We start from the raw sequence: 18,626 nt of genomic DNA on the forward strand, positions 1-18,626 counted from the left end.
CGAGAGTCCGCCATGTACGAGCTGTCCCGGGTCCGCCTCTACTCCATCGGGCCCGCCGGTGCGCGCTACGCCGACACCGTGCTTGACCTGCGGGGCGTCGGCGAGCCCGTGCCCGACCCGGCGCCCACCCAGGCGGAGTTCTTCGCGGAGGAGCCGTCCGGCCCGCCGCGCCGCCCCGCGCCCGCGGGCGTGCTGTTCCTGGAGAACGGCGGCGGCAAGTCCGTCCTGCTCAAGCTGATCTTCTCGGTGATGCTCCCCGGCCACCGCAACACCCTCGGCGGCGCCAGCTCCGGCGTACTGCGCAAGTTCCTGCTCGCCGACGACTGCGGCCACGTCGCCCTGGAGTGGCAGCACGTGCAGACCGGCGAGTGCGTGGTCGTCGGCAAGGTCAGCGAATGGCGCGGCCGCCAGGTCTCCAACGACCCGCGCAAGTTCGCCGAGGCCTGGTACTCCTTCCGGCCCGGCCCCGGACTGAGCCTGGACAACCTCCCGGTGGCCGAGTCCACCGCGGTGCGGGCCGCCACCGAGGGCGTGTCCGGCGCGCAGGGCCGCCGCCGCACCATGAAGGGCTTCCGCGACGCCCTCATGGAGGCCGGCAAGGCATACCCGCACCTGGAGGTGCACTGGGAGGAGATCCACGAACGCTGGACCGAACACCTCGGCGAGCTCGGCCTCGACCCCGAACTCTTCCGCTACCAGCGGGAGATGAACGCCGACGAGGGCGAGGCGGCCGGCCTGTTCGCGGTCAAGAAGGACTCCGACTTCACCGACCTGCTGCTGCGCGCGGTCACCGACACCCGCGACACCGACGGCCTCGCCGACCTGGTCAGCGGCTTCGGCAACAAGCTCGGCCGGCGCGCCGAGCTGATCGCCGAACGCGACTTCACGGCCGGCTCGGTCGACCTGCTCGGCCGGATCGTGGAGGCCGCCGACACCCGCGCCCGCGCCCGTGACATCCACGCCGGCGCCGAGCGCCGCACCCGTACCCTCGCCCGGCGGCTGTCCGCGCGCGCCGTCCAGGAGCGGGTCCGGGCCGCCGACCTCGCCCAGCGGGTCACCGCCGCCGCGTACGCCGTCACCCACTCCGAGGGCGCCCGCGAGCGCAGCTCCCTGATCGCCGCCGAACTCGCCTACCGGCACGCCTCGCTGGCCCTCGCCGCCGCCGAGAAGGCCGCCGCCGCGCAGAAGCGCGAGCTGGCCGACGCCCGCACCCTGCACTCCGCCTGGCAGGCCGCCGAGGCCGTGCTGCGCCACCGCGCCGCCGCCGACCGCGTCGCCCGCGTCTCCGCCGCCATCCAGGAGGCCGAACGGGACGCGGCCCCCGCCCTCGCCGCCCGCGCCAGGGCCGCCGTGGACCTCGTACGGGCCCTGCACGCGGCCGCCGGAAGCGCCGAGGACCTGGCCAACGAGGAGGAGGAGCGCTCCGCCGCCCTCCAGGAGGCCGGCGACGCCGCCTACCGCGACTCCACCGCCGCCGCCACCGAGGCCCAGCGCGCCCGCAGCGAGGCCGGACACCTGCGCCAGCGGCTCACCGAGGTCGAGCAGGAGACCGCCGAGGCGGTCCGCGCCGGCTGGCTCGACGACAGCGCCCCCGACGCCGACCCGGCCCGCGCCGCGCTCGCCGCCGCCGACGCCGAGAAGACCACCGTCGCCGCCTGGGACACCGCCCGCGAGGCCGCCCGCACGGCCACCGAGCACGCCCGCGAGGCGGCCGCCGCCGAGTCCCGCGCCGAGCTGACCGCGGCCCGCGCCGCCGACGCCGCGACCGCCGCCGAACGCGCCCACGACGCCGAACGGCGCCTCGCGGACGCGCTGGCCGCCGAGGAACGCCTCGCCGAACTCCTCGGCCTGCCCGGTACGGCACCCCGCGCGGGCCTGCCCGCCCAGCGCACCGACGAGAGCCCCGGCGCCCCGCGCACCGGCCAGGACGGCCCGCCCGCCGGCCCGCTCACCGCCGCCGAACTCGACCGCTGCGCCGACGAACTGCGCGAACTCCTCGACGACGCGGTCACCACCGCCGAACGCCAGCTTTTCGACCTGCGCACGGCCGCCGCCGACGACGCCCGCATCCTCGGCGCGCTCGGCGACGGCGGGCTGCTGCCGCCCGGCCCCGACGTCCTCGCCGCCGTCGAGTTCCTCGGCGAGCACGGCATCCCCGCACTGCCCGGCTGGCGCTATCTCGCCCAGGCCGTCGACCCCGCCGACCACGCACGGGTGCTCGCCGCCCGGCCCGAACTGGTCGACGGCGTCATCATCACCGACCCCGACACCCACGCACGGGCCCGCGAGGCGCTGGCCGACGCCGCCCTGCTGCCCCGCTCCGCCGTCGCCGTCGGCACCGCCGCCGCCCTGCTCGCCCCGACCCCGGCCGAAGGCACCGCCACGGACGGCGTGTTCCTGGTGCCGCCGAACCCGGCCATGCACGACGAGCACGCCGCCGACGAGGAGCGCCAGGCCCTGCGCGCCCGCGCCACCGAGCGCGACGAGGAGATCCGGGCGCTGGCCGCCCGGCTCGGCAAGGACCGCGAACTCGCCGCCCGGCTCGCCTCCTGGCGCACCGGCTGCCCCGCGGGCCGGCTGGCCGAACTCGCCCGCGCCGCCGAGGAGGCCCGCGCCTTCGCCGAGGAGGCCGAGGCCGAACTCGCCGAGGCCCGCGCCCTGCGCACGGAGGCCGAGGAGGGCGCCGCCGAGGCCGTCCGGATCCGCGACGAACGCCAGGAGGCCGCCCAGAAGGCCCGGCGCGCCGCCGACGCCCTCGCCGGACTCGCCTTCCGGCTGCGCGAACGCGCCGGCTGGCAGGCCCGGCTACGCGAACTCGCCGACGAGGCCGCCGAGTCCGAGGCCCGCGCCCAGAGCTGCCTGGCGCGCGCCCGCGCCGCCGACGAGGACCGTCGCGCCGCCCAGCGCGCCGCCGACGACGCCCGCCGCACCGCCCGCGCCCTGCGCGCCGAACGCGCCGAGATCGCCGGCGCCCCCGACGACGTACCGGTCGAGGAGACCGGCACGCCCGAGGCGTCACTGCCCGCCCTGCGCGAGGCGTACCGGGCCGCGTCCCAGGTGTACGAGAAGGTCGGCGTCGGCGCCGACCTGCGCGCCGAGCAGGCCCGCGCGGAGAGCGACGAGAGCGCCGCCCGTGCCGAACTGGACCGGCTCAGCAACAAGGTCCGCACCCGCGCCGAGCAGCTCCTCCAGTCGCCCGACGGCTCCGACGGGCCGTCCCGGCAGGCGGCCGCCGCCCGCGCCGAGGAGCTGGTGCAGCTCCTGGAGACCCGCATGTCCACCGCGAGCGAGCAGCTCGGCCGGCTGCGCGGCGAGGCCGAGCGGCACGCCCCCGAGGACGGCGAGGCCCACACCGAACTGCCCGCGGAACTGGTGCCGCGCGACGCCGAGCACGCCCAGGCGCTGCTGCGCACCGCGACCACCGAACTCGCCGCCCGCGCCGAGGCACTGGCCCGGGCCCGCGACGCGCACGGCGAGCTGCTGGCCGCCCACCGCGCCGCCGAGGACGCGGCCGGCGGCTTCGACGAGATCGCCGCGATGCTCCGCGACCTGCTGCGCGAACAGGCCGGCGAGGAGGAGCAGGAGGAGACCGAACCCTATCCGGGCGGCCTGGAGGAGGCACGGCAGTCCGCCGCCGAGGCCCGCCGCTCGCTGCGCGGCTGCGCCGCCGACCTGTCCGCCGCCGAGACCGGGGTGCGCGAGGCGAGCGACGTACTGGTCCGGCACGCCAACTCCACGCGCTACGAGCAGGTCCGCACCCCCGCCCGGCAGCAGATCCGCGAGCTGCCCGCCGCCGCGCTGCCCGAGCACGCCCAGAAGTGGGCGGACGCCTTCGCGCCCCGGCTGCGGGTCCTCACCGACGAGCTGGCGCAGCTGGAGCGCAACCGCGACTCGATCGTGGACCGGCTGCGCGGCCTCGTGGAGTCGGCCCTCGCCACCCTGCGCTCCGCCCAGCGGCTGTCCCGGCTGGCCGAGGGGCTCGGCGAGTGGTCCGGCCAGGAGTTCCTGCGCATCCGCTTCGAGGAGCCCGACCAGGCCACGCTCACCGAACGGCTCGGCGAGGTCATCGACGACGCCACCCGCGCCGCCGTCAAGAAGAACTCCGACCTGCGGCGCGACGGCATGTCCCTGCTGCTGCGCGGCGTCGCGGCGGCCCTGGAGCCCAAGGGCGTGGCCGTGGAGATCCTCAAGCCCGACGCCGTGCTGCGCGCCGAGCGGGTCCCGGTCGGGCAGATGGGTGACGTCTTCTCCGGCGGCCAGCTGCTCACCGCCGCCATCGCGCTGTACTGCACGATGGCCGCGCTCCGCTCGAACGACCGGGGCCGCGACAAGCACCGGCACGCGGGCACGCTGTTCCTGGACAACCCCATCGGCCGTGCCAACGCGACCTACCTCCTGGAACTCCAGCGCGCCGTCTCCGATGCCCTCGGCGTCCAGCTCCTCTACACCACGGGCCTGTTCGACACCACGGCCCTGGCCGAGTTCCCGCTGGTCATCCGGCTGCGCAACGACGCGGACCTCAGGGCGGGACTGAAGTACATCAGCGTCGAGGAACACCTGCGCCCCGGCCTGCCCCAGCAGCCGGAGGCGGAGGAGGCGGTGCACAGCGAGATCACCGCGACACGGATGTTCAAGAAGCCGACGGTGAACGCGTAGGGGGAGCGGGGGCCGCGCGCCGGGGCGTGGCCCCACCAGTGGTGTGAGGCCGACGCCGCGCGGTCCTGTCACCGGCGTGCGCCCCGATCGGCGACGTACGGCCTGACCGGCGCCGCGCGGTCCTGCCGTCGCCGCGCGGCCCCGTCGCTGGCCTGCGGTCTCGTCCGTGGCATGTGGCCCTATCGGCGGGCATACGCCCTACCGGCGGCATTACGGCCTCACCGTCGCCGCGCGGCCCCGCCGGAAGCGCAGGCTTCCCCCGCCGCCGTTCAGAAGCCGTACCCCATGCGGCGGGACAGCTCCGTCGCCGCCGCGACCGTGCGGCGGGCCGTCTCCGCCAGCCGGTCGGGGTTCAGCCGGTACACCGGTCCGGAGACGCTGATCGCCGCGATCACCTCGCCGTCGTGCGCCCGCACCGGCGCGGCCACCGCGGCGAGGCCCGGTTCCAGTTCCTCGACCGTCACGCCGTAGCCCCGCTCGACCACGGTGGCCAGTTCGTCCCGCAGCCTCGCGGCGTCGGTGACGGTGCGTTCGGTGAACCGGTGCAGGGGCCGCGCCAGCAGGCTCTCGCGCGCGGCGGGCGGCAGATGCGCGAGCAGCACCTTGCCGCTGGAGGTGGCGTGCAGCGGGGTGCGCCGGCCCAGCCAGTTCTGCGCGGCCACCGACGCCGTGCCGCGGGCCTGCATGATGTTGACGGCGGCGTCTTCGTCGGGCACCGCGATGTTCACCGTTTCGCCCAGCTCGTCGGCGACCTCACGGCAGACCGGCACGCCCTCCTGGGAGATGTCCAGCCGCACCGCCGCCGCCCCCGCCAGGCGCAGCACACCGGCCCCGAGGTAGTACTTGCCGCGGTCCTTCGCCTGTGCGACCAGGCCCCGGTTCTCCAGGACGCCGAGCAGCCGGAACGCCGTGGACTTGTGCACGTCCAGCTCGGTGGCGATCTCGGTGACGCCCGCCTCCCCGTCGCGGGCCAGAATCTCCAGCACGCTCACGGCGCGGTCCACCGACTGCACCGCTCCGGCCGTCTGCTGCTTGCGCGCGTGGGCCATGGCTCGGCTCCCACCACCTGTCGGCCGGTCCGGAATCTGTCGCGCAGGGCGCTCATGCCCGCGCCGTACGCGACGTCATCGTACCGAAGTGGCCGAATCAAGCTGGTGGGCCGGCCGGTTCACCGGGCGGGTGCGGCTCGCGGTCCGGCTCAGGGGTGCGAGAGCTGCCCCGCGCCGCCCCGCCGCCGTATCCGCTCCTGCTCCCGCAGCGCCCGCCGCTCCGCGCGCCGGCGCGCCCGGCGCTCGCGGCGCAGCGCGCGGGCCGTGCTGCTGGGCTCGGAGATCACGCCGTACCGCTGGTTCCACACCTGGCGGGTGACCCAGACGTCGACCACGGCCCAGGTGGCCGCCACGGTGCTCAACACGCTGCTGATCACCAGGGGGAACGCCGGCCAGGACTCGGCCATGGTGCACAGGAACGCCACCATCGCCTCTATCAGCGTGATCGCGATGATGAGCAGCGCGCGCACCGCCGCCGTCCGCACCGGATCGGGCAGCGGGTGCCGCCGCGCGGGCTCCTCGACCCACAACGGCCGGCGGTCCCGCTGTATCCCGTCCCGCTCCGCAGTGCCCTTCACCGTGTCACTCACTCCCCACCGCCCAAGGACCCCACGCCCCGGTACCCGAAGCCCCGACTCCCCACTAGCTGCCTGGCATGCGCGGATTTACGCGGCCGGGGTGCGAGGCGGGGCTTCCCTGGCCCGATCCGCCCCCGACTCCCGTGGAGAAGGACGAACAACACGCCACGAAGATTCCCGCCTTGGGAATAATTCCAGCCAACCGCCGACCCCCGTCCTGCCGTCCGGCCCCGGAGTACCCGCCGGATCGCGGTGGCAATCTCCCGCAATGCCCGGACAACTCGCCCCGCACCGCCGCCGCTACGGAAGTTCACCTTCCGGACAGGCCTTCGAGTTACCTGTAGGGCGGTAGTAGGCTCGCGCCGTTTGTTGACGCACATGCGCACCCCCGGCCGGGGGTCGAGCTGGGGGAGGCCATGCGCTTTCGCGGGAAGTCGATCCGCCGGAAGATCGTGGCGCTGCTTCTCGTGCCGCTGCTGTCGCTGACCGCCATCTGGGGTTTCGCCACGGTCGTCACCGGCCGTGACGTGGCCCAGCTCTTCCGGGTGTCCGATGTCATGCAGAACATCGGCTATCCCACCGAGGACACGGTCCACGTCCTCGAACAGGAGCGCCGCCAGACCCTCGTCTACCTCGCCGACCCACGCGCCTCCGACTCCCTGTCGGCGCTCCAGCGCACCCGCACCGCCAGCGACCGTGCGATCGCGAAGGTCCGCGAGAACGCGCAGCGGCGCCATCTGCGCCACGCCCTCGGCTCCCAGGGCGGCGAACACCTCACCGCCGTCCTGGACGCCTTCAGCGGCCTGGACTCGTTGCGCCACAGCGTCGAGGGCGGCACCATCAGCCGCGCCCAGGCACTGGACCTCTACGACCGCCTGATCGACCCCTGTTACGCGCTGCTCGCCGGTCTCGACGGCATCGACGACGTCGAGATGGACCAGCAGGCGCACGCCCTGGTCAACCTCACCCGCGCCCGCGAACTGCTCTCCCGCGAGGACGCCCTGCTCGGCTCCTCGCTCGTGGTGGGCCGGCTCACCCGCGAGGAGATCCGCCAGATCTCCGACCTCGTCGCCCAGCGCACCCTGCTGTACGACATCAGTCTGCCGCTGCTGCCCGCGGCCGAACGCGAGCGCTACGAGCGGTTCTGGAACAACGCCGGTACCGCCCCGCTGCGTTCGGCCGAGGAGTCCGTCATTGCGCATGGCTCCGGCACCCCCGGCGGGGTCACCGCCAGGAGCTGGGACTCCGCCGCCGGCAGCGCCCTGGCCGACCTCGGCACCCTGGACGACCAGGCGGGCGACCGCTTCCAGGCCCGTATGCACCCCGTCGCCATGCGGGTCATCGCGCAGGGCGTCGTCGCGGGCCTGCTCGGTCTGATCGCCGTGGTCTTCTCCCTCGTCCTGTCCGTCCGGATCGGCCGCGGCCTCATCCGCGACCTGCGCCGGCTGCGCCTGGAGGCGCACGAGGCGTCCGGCGTCCGGCTGCCCGGCGTGATGCGCCGCCTGTCGGCCGGCGAACAGGTCGACGTGGAGACCGAGGTGCCGCGCCTGGAGTACGACAAGAACGAGATTGGTGAGGTCGGACAGGCCCTCAACACCCTTCAGCGCGCCGCCGTCGAGGCCGCCGTCAAACAGTCCGAACTGCGCGCCGGCGTCTCCGAGGTCTTCGTCAACCTCGCCCGCCGCAGCCAGGTGCTGCTGCACAAGCAGCTCACCCTGCTCGACACCATGGAACGCCGCACCGAGGACACCGACGAACTCGCCGACCTCTTCCGCCTGGACCACCTCACCACCCGGATGCGCCGGCACGCCGAGGGCCTGGTGATCCTCTCCGGCGCGGCGCCCTCCCGGCAGTGGCGCCGCCCGGTGCAGCTGATGGACGTGGTCCGCGCCGCCGTCGCCGAGGTCGAGGACTACGAGCGGGTCGAGGTACGGCGGTTGCCCAGGGTCGCCGTGACCGGCCCGGCCGTCGCCGACCTCACCCACCTCGTGGCCGAACTCCTGGAGAACGCCACGGTGTTCTCGCCCCCGCACACCGCCGTCCAGGTCATCGGCGAGCGGGTCGCCAACGGCTTCACCCTGGAGATACACGACCGGGGACTCGGCATGACCCCCGAGGCGCTGCTGGACAACAACCTGCGCCTCGCCGAGACCCCGGAGTTCGAGCTCTCCGACACCGACCGGCTCGGCCTGTTCGTGGTCAGCCGCCTCGCCCAGCGCCAGAACGTCCGCGTCTCCCTCCAGCCGTCGCCCTACGGCGGCACCACCGCGATCGTCTTCATCCCCGACGCGCTGCTCAGCGACGAGGTCCCGGACACCAACGGCATCGGCTTCCGCCTCGACCGGGAGCGCACGGCGAAGAGCTCCGGGCGCGCCTCGGGCGGTTCCCGCGCGGCGCTGCCCGGCGTGCCCACCACCGTCCTGGACGGCCCGGTGGAACTGGAGGCGCCCGTCGACCTCGACGCCCTGGACGACTTCCCCGGCGCCCTGCCGGACGAGGACAGCGAGCGCGGCGGGATCTTCCGCCACCGCCGCGCCCTGAACCGGGGCGACGGCCCCGCGCGGGAACCGGGGGAAGAGCGCCCGGCAGGGGCGGAGACCGGCGCGCCCGGACTCGTACCGCTGCCGCGCCGCCAGACGCCCAAGCTGGTCAGCTCGCACGGCAGGCCGGTCACCGACCAGCGCCCCCACCGCCGCGACCCGGCGGACGCGGACCTCGCCACCGGGGACGCGCACGGTTCGGGTCGGAAGGGGTACGACAGCGACGCGCACGGCTCCGACCGGGACTCGTACGGCTCCGACCGCGAGCCCCAGCGCGCCGACCGCGAACCGCGCCGGGGCGGCCCGGCCCCCCTGCCGCGCCGGAGGACGGCCGCCCTGCGCCCGGCGGAACCGGCCGACCGCGCCGGTACGGGCGAGGCGACACCTCCGCCCACCGGCCCCACCGGCGGCCCCGCCCGCCCCGGCACCCCCGCACTACCCCGGCGCACCCGCCCCTCCGCGAGCGCCTCCGACGGCCCGGACGCCCTCGGCGGCCCCGCCGACACCCCCCGCGACGGCGGCCCCACCCGCACCCCCCACGACGGCGACCCCGCCGCCGGACCCGGCGACGGCGCCCTGCCCCGGCGTGTGCGGCAGGCCAGCCTCGCCCCCCAGCTCAGGCAGGACCCCGAACGGCGGTCCGGGCGCACCGAGGCGCCCGCCGACCGGGACGCCGACGAGGTCCGCAGCCGGATGGCCTCGCTCCAGCGCGGCTGGCAGCGCGGCCGGGAGGAGAATGCCACGGGCGAGACTGCCCGCACCGGCACAGCACAAGGAACCACTAAGGGGGACGGTCGATGACCGCACCGAAGGCGACCGACCACACGGCGACGGGCAACGGGGAGCTGAACTGGCTCCTGGACGACCTGGTCGACCGCGTCGCCAGCATCCGCAAGGCCGTCATTCTCTCCGGCGACGGACTGCCCACCGGCGTGTCCAAGGACCTGACCAGAGAGGACGGCGAACACCTGGCCGCCGTGGCCTCCGGCTTCCACAGCCTCGCCAAGGGCGTGGGCCGCCACTTCGACGCGGGCGGCGTCCGCCAGACCGTCGTCGAACTGGAGGACGCCTTCCTGTTCGTCACCGCCGCCGGCGACGGCAGCTGCCTGGCCGTCCTGTCCGACGCCGACTCCGACGTCGGCCAGGTCGCCTACGAGATGACGCTCCTGGTCAAGCGGGTCGGTGTGCACCTGGGCACCGCCCCGCGCACGGGCCTGCCCACGGGCGGGTAGTGGGATGACATGAGCGAAGACGGTCAGGTGAGCAGCCACTGGTTCGACGACGACGCCGGACCGGTCGTCCGCCCCTACGCCATGACGCGCGGCCGTACCACCAGTACGGCCCAGCACCGCCTGGATCTGATCGCGGTGGTCGTCACGGAGCCCGCCGCCGGGGACCCGGAGACGGATCCGACGCTCTCGCCCGAGCACGTGGACATCGTGGACCTGTGCCGCGGCACCCCGCAGTCGGTCGCCGAACTGGCCGCGGAACTCGACCTGCCCATCGGCGTCGTCCGGGTCCTCGTCGGCGACCTCGTGCACGCGGAACTCGTCCATGTCACCCGGCCGGTGCCCCCGGCCGAGCTGCCGGACGAGAGTATTCTGCGCGACGTGATCAACGGCCTGCGGGCGCTGTGACCGGCGCGGAAGCGGAGTACTGACGTGACAGGCTGGCAGTTCTGGGTCGACCGAGGCGGCACCTTCACCGACATCGTCGCGCGTCGCCCGGACGGCCGCCTGCTCACGCACAAGGTCCTCTCCGACCACCCGGCGAGCCCCGAGCCCGGCGCCGGAACCGGCCGGCACGACCACCGCCCCGCCCCCGACGCCGCCGTCTCCGGCATCCGCGCCCTCCTCGGTGACTCCGCGGAGCCCGTCGAGGCCGTCCGCATGGGCACCACAGTCGCCACCAACGCCCTCCTGGAACGCGCTGGCGAACCCACTCTCCTCGTCATCACCCGCGGCTTCCGCGACGCCCTGCGCATCGCCTACCAGAACCGGCCGCGCATCTTCGCCCGCCGCATCGAGCTGCCCGAACCGCTCTACGTCCGCGTGATCGAGGCCGACGAGCGCATCGCCGCCGACGGCACCGTGCTGCGCGCCCCCGACCTGGACGCGCTCGCGCCCGCACTCCAGCAGGCGTACGACGACGGGATCCGCGCCGTCGCCGTCGTCTGCCTGCACAGCCACCTGCACCCCGCCCACGAACGCGCCATCGGTGAACTCGCCGCCCGCACCGGCTTCCCGCAGATCTCGCTGTCCAGCGAGGTCAGCCCGCTGATGAAGCTGGTCCCGCGCGGCGACACCGCCGTGGCCGACGCCTACCTCTCACCGGTACTGCACCGCCATGTCCGCCAGGTGGCCGGCGAACTGCGCGGGGTGCGGCTGATGTTCATGCAATCCAACGGCGGACTCACCGAGGCGGGACAGTTCCGCGGCAAGGACGCCGTCCTGTCCGGACCGGCCGGCGGCATCGTCGGCATGGCCCGGATGTCCCAGCGCGCGGGCTACGACCGGGTCATCGGCTTCGACATGGGCGGCACCTCCACCGACGTCTCGCACTTCGCCGGCGCCTATGAGCGGGTCTTCGACACGCAGGTCGCGGGCGTGCGGCTGCGCGCGCCGATGCTCGACATCCACACCGTGGCCGCGGGCGGCGGCTCCGTGCTGCACTTCGACGGCTCCCGCTACCGCGTCGGCCCCGACTCGGCCGGCGCCACCCCCGGCCCCGCCTGCTACCGGGCCGGCGGCCCGCTCACCGTCACCGACGCCAATGTGATGCTCGGCCGGATCCAACCCGCCCACTTCCCGGCCGTGTTCGGGGCCGACGGCGACCAGCGGCTGGACGCCGCTCTCGTCCGCGACCGGTTCACCGGCCTCGCCCGCGAGATCCACCGCGCCACCGGCGACGACCGCACCCCCGAGCAGGTGGCCGAGGGCTACCTGGACATCGCCGTCGCCAACATCGCCAACGCGATCAAGCGAATCTCCGTCCAGAAGGGCCACGACGTCACCCGCTACGCGCTGACCACCTTCGGTGGCGCGGGCGGCCAGCACGCGTGCCGGGTCGCCGAGTCGCTCGGCATCCGCACCGTCCTCGTACCCCCCATGGCCGGGGTCCTCTCCGCGCTCGGCATCGGCCTCGCCGACACCACCGCCATGCGCGAACAGTCCGTCGAGGCCCCCCTGGAGCAGGCCGCCATGCCCGGCGTCCGCGAGGCCGCCGCCGGCCTGGAGGCCGCCGCCCGCGCCGAACTCCTGGCCGAGGACGTCCCCGAGGACCGCATCCGGGTCACCCACCGCGCCCAGCTCCGCTACGACGGCACCGACACCGCCCTCACCGTCGACCTGGCCGAACCCGACGCCATGCGCGGCGCGTTCGAACAGCGCCATCGCGCCACCTACTCCTTCACCCTCGACCGCCCGATCGTCGTGGAAGCTCTCTCCGTCGAGGCCACCGGCATCACCCAACCCCCCGATCTGACCGCCCTCGCGCCGTACGAGGGACGGACCGCCGCGGCCGGGACCGTCCGCCTGCACACCGGCGGCTCCTGGCGCGACGTACCCCTGCACCGCCGCGAGGCCCTTCCTCCCGGCGAGACCGTCACCGGCCCGGCGATCATCACCGAGGCCGGTGCGACGACCGTCGTGGACGACGGCTGGCGGGCCACCGCCACCGACGACGGGCATCTGCGCATGGAACGCACCGCCGGCACGCGGAGTTCCCGGCCGAGCACGGAAGCCGATCCGGTGCTCCTGGAGGTCTTCAACAACCTCTTCATGTCGATCGCCGAACAGATGGGCGCCCGGCTGGAGTCCACCGCCCAGTCCGTCAACATCAAGGAACGCCTCGACTTCTCCTGCGCCCTGTTCGACCCGGACGGCAACCTGGTGGCCAACGCCCCCCACATCCCCGTCCACCTGGGCTCCATGGGCACCAGCGTCAAGGAGGTCATCCGCCGCCGGGGCGCCTCGATGCGGCCGGGCGACACCTACGCCGTCAACGACCCGTACCACGGCGGCACCCACCTGCCCGACGTCACCGTGATCACCCCGGTGTTCGACACCGACGCCCCGGCGGACACGGAGCGCGAGCCCCGGATCCTCTTCTACGTCGCCTCCCGCGGCCACCACGCCGAGATCGGCGGCATCGCCCCCGGCTCCATGCCCGCCCACAGCCGCACCATCGAGGAGGAGGGCGTCCTCTTCGACAACTGGCCGCTCACCGAGGGGGGCCGCTTCCGCGAGGAGGAGACCCGGCGCCTGCTCACCGAGGCCACCTACCCCTCCCGCAACCCCCGCACCAACCTCGCCGACCTGCGCGCCCAGATGGCCGCCAACCAGAAGGGCGTCGACGAAGTGCGCCGCATGATCGGCGAGTTCGGCCTCGACGTCGTACAGGCATACATGCGGCACGTCCAGGACAACGCGGAGGAATCCGTCCGCCGCGTCATCGACGCCCTGGACGACGGGGCGTACGCGTACGAGACCGACTCCGGCGCCGTCATCCGCGTCCAGGTCCGGGTCGACCGGGCCGAGCGCCGCGCCACCATCGACTTCACCGGCACCTCCGGGCAGCTCCCCACGAACTTCAACGCGCCCCTCGCCGTCGTCAACGCGGCCGTCCTGTACGTCTTCCGCACCCTCGTCGCCGACGACATCCCGCTCAACGACGGCTGCCTGCGCCCCCTGGACATCGTCGTACCGCCCGGCTCCCTGCTCGCCCCCGAGCCGCCCGCCGCCGTCGTCGCGGGCAACGTGGAGACCTCCCAGGCCATCACCGGCGCCCTGTACGCCGCCCTCGGTGTCCAGGCCGAGGGCTCCGGCACGATGAACAACGTCACCTTCGGCAACGAACGCCACCAGTACTACGAGACCGTGGCCTCCGGGTCCGGCGCGGGTGACGGCTTCCCCGGCGCCGACGTCGTGCAGACCCATATGACCAACTCCCGGCTCACCGACCCCGAGATCCTGGAGTGGCGGCTGCCCGTCCGCCTGGAGGAGTTCGCCGTCCGCCGCGGCAGCGGCGGCGCCGGCACCTGGCGCGGCGGCGACGGCGCGCTGCGCCGGATCCGCTTCCTGGAACCCATGACCGTCTCCACCCTCTCCCAGCACCGCCGCGTCCCCCCGTACGGCATGGCGGGCGGTGCCCCCGGCGCGCTCGGCGCCAACCGGGTCGAGCGGGCGGACGGCAGTGTCACCGATCTCGGCGGCAACGGCTCCGCGGACGTCGGCCCCGGCGACGTACTCGTCATCGAAACCCCCGGTGGCGGCGGCTACGGCCGCCCGTCGCCCGAACCCCGGCAAGCAGGAGAAGTGAACGATGGTCCCTGGGCGTACTGAGCACGGCGATTCCCCGGTCGAGCCCGTCACGCTCAAGATCCTGGTGGCGGGCGGCTTCGGGGTGGGCAAGACCACCCTGGTCGGCGCGATCAGCGAGATCCGGCCGCTGCGCACCGAGGAGCAGCTCACCGAGGCCGGGCGCCCGGTCGACGACACCAGCGGGGTGGAGGCCAAGAGCACCACCACCGTGGCCATGGACTTCGGCCGGATCACCCTGCGCGAGGACCTGGTCCTGTACCTGTTCGGCACGCCCGGACAGGAGCGGTTCTGGTTCATGTGGGACGAGCTGTCCGAGGGCGCGCTCGGCGCCGTCGTGCTCGCCGACACCCGCCGCCTGGAGGACTGCTTCGCCGCCGTCGACTACTTCGAGCGGCGCTCCATCCCCTTCCTGGTCGCCGTCAACTGCTTCGACGGCGCCGCCCGTTACCCCGCCGACTCGGTCCGCCAGGCGCTCGACCTGGACCCCGGAGTGCCCGTGCTGCTCTGCGACGCCCGCGACCGGGAGTCGGCCAAGGACGTGCTCATCGACCTCATCCAGCACGCCATGCGGTACTCGGCCGCGCACCGCCAGCCCGTCGGCAGCTGAGCCACGGGCCGGCCCAAGTCGCCTGCCGGCGGCGGTCGTTCCTCACCGAGGCTCGACGGCCGCCGCCCGCACCGCGGCCACCGCCCCACCACCCCGCCGCACCTCGTGGCCGGCGAGCCCCGCGCGGCCGAGCACCCAGCTCGCCCCGCCGAGCGCCTTGGCCGCCTGCTTCAGCGGGACCAGCTGGGCGGCGGCCTGGCGGTGGTCGTGCACGCTGCCCGGCCCGCACACCACGGTCGCCAGCGACAGCGTGACCGGCCGCCCGCCAGCCGACCAGGGCGCGTCCAGCACCGCCGCGACCAGCGGCCCCAGCGTCTCCTCGTCGGCCAGCACCAGGAAGTCGTCCCCGCCGATGTGCCCCACCCGCGCCTGCCCGGCGACCGCCTGCGTCAGCGCCCGCCCCACCGACCGGATCAGCTCGTCGCCCGCGGCGAACCCGGCCCCGTCGTTCACCTTCTTGAAGTGGTCGATGTCCAGCCAGCTCAGCGCGAACGGCCGCCCGGCCGCGATCCACCGGTCCACCTCACCGGTGATCGCGTCCGAACCCGGAAGCCTGGTCAGCGGATTGAGCCCGGCCGCCTCCTCCACCCGGCTCTCGGCCAGCGCCCGCACCAGATCCGCGAGCCGTACGCCCCCCACGCACCGCCCGTGCGGGTCGACCACCGCCACATCGTCGCTGGTGCGGTCCCGGCCGCCGATCGCCACCACGTCCAGCACCTCCCAGGCGGTGGCGTCCACCCCGACCGTGCGCGGGGCGTCCCCGAGCCGCGCGGCGGGACGGTCGGCGTACAGCGCGTGCCCGTAGCGCCCGGACATCGACAGCAGGAACCGCGAGCGGTGCACCGACCGCACCGGCCGGCCCGCCGGGTCCACCAGCAGCACCCCGGAGACGTCCGGCGAGCCGGTCAGCAGGGCCCGCACCTGCCCCGCCGACGCGGTCGACGGCAGTACGGCGGCCGGGCGCACGAACTCCCGCACCGACGGCCCGGTCGCGGGCACGCAGGGCGCGGCGGGGGAGGGGGACGGCACATAGACGTGCGCCGCGGGGATCCGGGCCGGCGGCGCGAACAACTCGCCCTGCGCCAGTTGCGCCCCCGCCGACACCGCCGCCGCGTACTGCCCCTCGGTCTCCACTCCCTCCACCACGACCAGTGCGGCCAACTCCTCGCACAGCGTGCGCATCGCCCGTACCGCGGCCGGCCGGGCCAGCAGCGAGGCGTCCAGCTTGATCAGGTCGGGACAGAGATCGGTGAGCAGCCGCAGCGGCACATCGCCGTCCCCGACCCCGTCCGCGCTGATCCGGAACCCCTGCTCCCGCAGCGCCGCCACCGCCTCCAGCAACGCCCGGTGCGGCACATGCGTGTACGACGGTACGACGTCCAGCGTCACCTCCCAGGGCCCCCGCCCCGCCGCGCGCACCGCGTCGTGCAGCGGGGTGAGGCCGCCGAGGTCGGCGAGCGTGGCCGCGAACACGTTCACGTGCAGGGGCAGCAGCCGCTCCCGGTGCATGGCCGCGCGCAACGCCAGCACGGCCAGCGCGCCGTCCAGTTCGGGGTCACGGCGGGCCTCGGCCAGGATGTCACCGGTCTCCGGGCGGGCGAATGCCTCCAGTGCGGCGACCGCGCCCGTCCTCAGGTTGACCAGCGGCTGGAAGGCGAAGCGGAGAGTGTCCGTCCAGGAGTGCACGCCAGCATGATGGCGCCGCACGCGTGCCCCCAGGCCCAGTTCATGAGACGTTCACACAGCATTCCGGACCGATCACAGAGCGTGGAAACGAACAGCGCCCGGAAACCTGCGCGGTGGGGAGAGCGAAGACCAGGTCCTGATCACCTGCGGGTAGTCTCGGGCCATGACCGGTGACTGGCGAATGGACCGGATCGGGTCTGCTCTGCGGGGCCGGAATCCGACGGTGTTGCGGCGGCTCGAGTCCGGCTTCGCGGTGATCGGCGACGTTCAGTTCCTGCCCGGATACTCGGTTCTCCTCGCGGACGACCCGGATGTGCAACGGCTGTCCGACCTGCCCAGGGCCAAGCGACTGTCGTTCCTGTCGGACATGGACCGGCTCGCAGAAGCGGTCGAGCGGGCCTGCCGCCGGCTGGACCCCGGCTTCCGCCGGGTCAACCTGGAGATCCTCGGCAACACCGACCCGTTCTTGCATGCCCATGTCTGGCCGCGATTCGAATGGGAGCCGGCCGAGCTGGTGGGCAGGCCGGTGTGGCTGTATCCGCGTGACCGGTGGAGTGACGAGCGGTTCAGGCTCGGCCCGCGACACGATGCGCTGCGGGAGGCGATCAGCGGCGAACTGGACCGGCAGCCCGCGACTTGCTGAGACGGCCGCGGCGGACAGGGTCGGTGCGGACCGCGAGACGCGGATCCCACGTCGTCGATCCGGAAAGCCGGATGGGCGTGCGAGGCCGGTCCGGCGGTAGCGTGCCCGGCATGACGGCTGAGGGCGAGGCGCTGGGTCGGTGGGATGGCGAACGCGGGCGCGGTCGTGCGCCGTGGTGCGCTGGCCGAGCGCCCGGCGCCGCGCAACGCGCACGCCCTGCACGCCCATCTCCTCGCGCTGAAGGAGCACGGCTTCGACGCGGCTCCGACCCCTGTCGGTCTCACCGCGGACGGCCGTGAGCGACTGACCTTCATCCCCGGCGACGTGCCCCTGCCGCCCTTCCCTGCCTGGGCGATGACGAGGGCCGCCCTCGCATCGGTGGGAAGACTGCTGCGGCGGCTGCGGGAGACCAGCGCGGCCGCCGCGGTCGACACCCGCGCCGCGTGGCCCCCCGACCTGGCCGACCCGGAGGGGGAACGATGCTGTGCCACAACGACGTGTGCCCGGAGAACGCCGTCTTCCGCGACGGCCGCGCCGTTGCCCTGATCGATTTCGACCTGGCGGCTCCGGGCCGCCCCCTCTGGGACAATCGCGATGACCGCCCGCTAGTGGGTGCCCATGCTCGATCCCGTGTCCGCGGCCGCCCTCCACCCCACCGGGCTGGACGCGCCCGCACGGCTGCGGGCCCCGGACGCTTCGCCGCCCACCGGAGCAAGAGCCGAGGACGTGGCCCACGGCCGACGGAAAACGGGCCGGACCGTGCCCGTACCGGACAACACCACTTACGGAAGACGTCGTTCCCGTGATCGGATACAGTCCGCGCGTGTCCGAAAATCAGCAATCAACTGCCAACTCCGCGCCGGGATCGCACTGTTCCGCCTGCGGGGTGCCCTATGGAGAGGGCGTCACCGGCTGGCCGCGCACCTGCCCGTCCTGCGGCACCGTCGCCTACCGCAACCCGCTGCCCGTGGCGATCGCGCTCCAGCCCGTATACGACACCGAGGGCACCGCCCTGGTCGTCATCACCCGTACCGTCGCCCCCGCCCGCGGCGGCACCGCCCTGCCCGGCGGCTACGTGGACGACCGCGAGGACTGGAAGCAGGCCGTCGTCCGCGAACTCAAGGAGGAGACCGGCATCGACGCCGCCGCCCGCGACGTCCGCCTCGTCGACGCCATGAGCGCCCCCGACGGCCACCTGCTCCTCTTCGGCCTCCTCCCCGAACGCCCGGCCGACGCCCTCCCCCCGTCCGGCCCCACCCCCGAGACCGAGGGCTGGCACCTCCTGCGCCGCCCCGCGGACCTCGCCTTCCCCCTCCACAGCGCCGCCGTCCGCGCCTGGTTCGAGGGCCGCTACTGACCAACCACCCGAGCCGGGCATCCCCACGTGCCCGGCTCATACGCCCTCCGCGCCCCTGACGCAGCCCCGGCCACCCGCACGCGCGCCTCACCCGGCCCCGCCGGGCACCCCCGCCACCTCACGCACCCGACTCACAGGGCGCGCCCCCCAACTCACCGCGCCCGAGCCCCCACACCGTCACCCCACCCC

At 74.5% G+C, this 18,626-nt stretch carries 11 protein-coding genes and 1 pseudogene; 9 read left to right on the forward strand and 3 right to left on the reverse strand.

All coding sequences use genetic code 11. From position 1 onward, the window contains the following. Nucleotides 1-12 precede the first annotated feature (12 nt). Nucleotides 13-4,656, forward strand: a complete 4,644-nt coding sequence (locus ACE4Q9_RS28020; RefSeq protein ID WP_397986995.1) for a hypothetical protein — start codon at nucleotides 13-15, stop codon at nucleotides 4,654-4,656. 269 nt (nucleotides 4,657-4,925) lie between these two features. On the opposite strand, the gene ACE4Q9_RS28025 is transcribed toward ACE4Q9_RS28020, so the two are convergent. After that, complete coding sequence (locus tag ACE4Q9_RS28025) at nucleotides 4,926-5,705, reverse strand: IclR family transcriptional regulator (RefSeq protein WP_397986997.1); 780 nt, start codon at nucleotides 5,703-5,705, stop codon at nucleotides 4,926-4,928. 149 nt (nucleotides 5,706-5,854) lie between these two features. After that, nucleotides 5,855-6,295: a hypothetical protein gene (locus ACE4Q9_RS28030; RefSeq protein ID WP_397986999.1), complete on the reverse strand. Its 441-nt coding sequence runs from the start codon at nucleotides 6,293-6,295 to the stop codon at nucleotides 5,855-5,857. A gap of 404 nt (nucleotides 6,296-6,699) precedes the next feature. On the opposite strand from ACE4Q9_RS28030, the gene ACE4Q9_RS28035 reads away from it, so the two are divergent. Genes ACE4Q9_RS28035 through ACE4Q9_RS28055 form a run of 5 tightly spaced genes read left to right on the forward strand, consistent with a single transcriptional unit; the run spans nucleotide 6,700 to nucleotide 14,751 of the window. Further along, nucleotides 6,700-9,624 (forward strand): nitrate- and nitrite sensing domain-containing protein, encoded by a 2,925-nt coding sequence (locus ACE4Q9_RS28035; protein WP_397987001.1) that lies wholly within the window; start codon nucleotides 6,700-6,702, stop codon nucleotides 9,622-9,624. Continuing rightward, nucleotides 9,621-10,055 carry a roadblock/LC7 domain-containing protein gene (locus tag ACE4Q9_RS28040; protein ID WP_397987002.1) on the forward strand — a complete coding sequence of 145 codons (435 nt, stop codon included), beginning with the start codon at nucleotides 9,621-9,623 and terminating at the stop codon, nucleotides 10,053-10,055. The genes ACE4Q9_RS28035 and ACE4Q9_RS28040 overlap by 4 nt, the downstream gene beginning before the upstream one ends. 9 nt (nucleotides 10,056-10,064) lie before the next feature. Then, nucleotides 10,065-10,460, forward strand: a complete 396-nt coding sequence (locus tag ACE4Q9_RS28045; RefSeq protein ID WP_397987004.1) for a DUF742 domain-containing protein — start codon at nucleotides 10,065-10,067, stop codon at nucleotides 10,458-10,460. 24 nt (nucleotides 10,461-10,484) lie between these two features. Then, nucleotides 10,485-14,165 (forward strand): hydantoinase B/oxoprolinase family protein, encoded by a 3,681-nt coding sequence (locus ACE4Q9_RS28050; RefSeq protein ID WP_397987005.1) that lies wholly within the window; start codon nucleotides 10,485-10,487, stop codon nucleotides 14,163-14,165. Beyond that, nucleotides 14,146-14,751 carry a GTP-binding protein gene (locus ACE4Q9_RS28055; protein ID WP_397987006.1) on the forward strand — a complete coding sequence of 202 codons (606 nt, stop codon included), beginning with the start codon at nucleotides 14,146-14,148 and terminating at the stop codon, nucleotides 14,749-14,751. Before ACE4Q9_RS28050 ends, ACE4Q9_RS28055 begins: the two co-directional genes overlap by 20 nt. Before the next feature lie 42 nt (nucleotides 14,752-14,793). Here the strand turns inward: ACE4Q9_RS28055 and ACE4Q9_RS28060 are convergent, their stop codons facing one another. After that, nucleotides 14,794-16,437 carry a GGDEF domain-containing protein gene (locus tag ACE4Q9_RS28060; RefSeq protein WP_397987007.1) on the reverse strand — a complete coding sequence of 548 codons (1,644 nt, stop codon included), beginning with the start codon at nucleotides 16,435-16,437 and terminating at the stop codon, nucleotides 14,794-14,796. 163 nt (nucleotides 16,438-16,600) lie between these two features. Between ACE4Q9_RS28060 and ACE4Q9_RS28065 the strand changes: the two genes are divergently transcribed. The 3 genes and pseudogenes from ACE4Q9_RS28065 (at nucleotide 16,601) to ACE4Q9_RS28075 (ending at nucleotide 18,437) form a co-directional block, all read left to right on the forward strand. Beyond that, the gene (locus ACE4Q9_RS28065; RefSeq protein WP_397987008.1) at nucleotides 16,601-17,080 is read left to right on the forward strand and encodes an HIT family protein; all 480 of its coding nucleotides are present in this window, start codon (nucleotides 16,601-16,603) and stop codon (nucleotides 17,078-17,080) included. A 110-nt stretch (nucleotides 17,081-17,190) separates the two neighbouring features. Next, nucleotides 17,191-17,800 (forward strand): annotated as a pseudogene (locus tag ACE4Q9_RS28070) (phosphotransferase family protein); the annotation flags it as partial. Nucleotides 17,801-17,903: 103 nt separating this feature from the next. Further along, nucleotides 17,904-18,437, forward strand: coding sequence for an NUDIX domain-containing protein (locus ACE4Q9_RS28075; protein ID WP_397987009.1), 534 nt, complete (start codon nucleotides 17,904-17,906; stop codon nucleotides 18,435-18,437). The last annotated feature ends 189 nt before the right edge of the window (nucleotides 18,438-18,626 follow it).

Source organism: Streptomyces sp. AM6-12, from assembly GCF_044327085.1.
Lineage (GTDB): Bacteria > Actinomycetota > Actinomycetes > Streptomycetales > Streptomycetaceae > Streptomyces.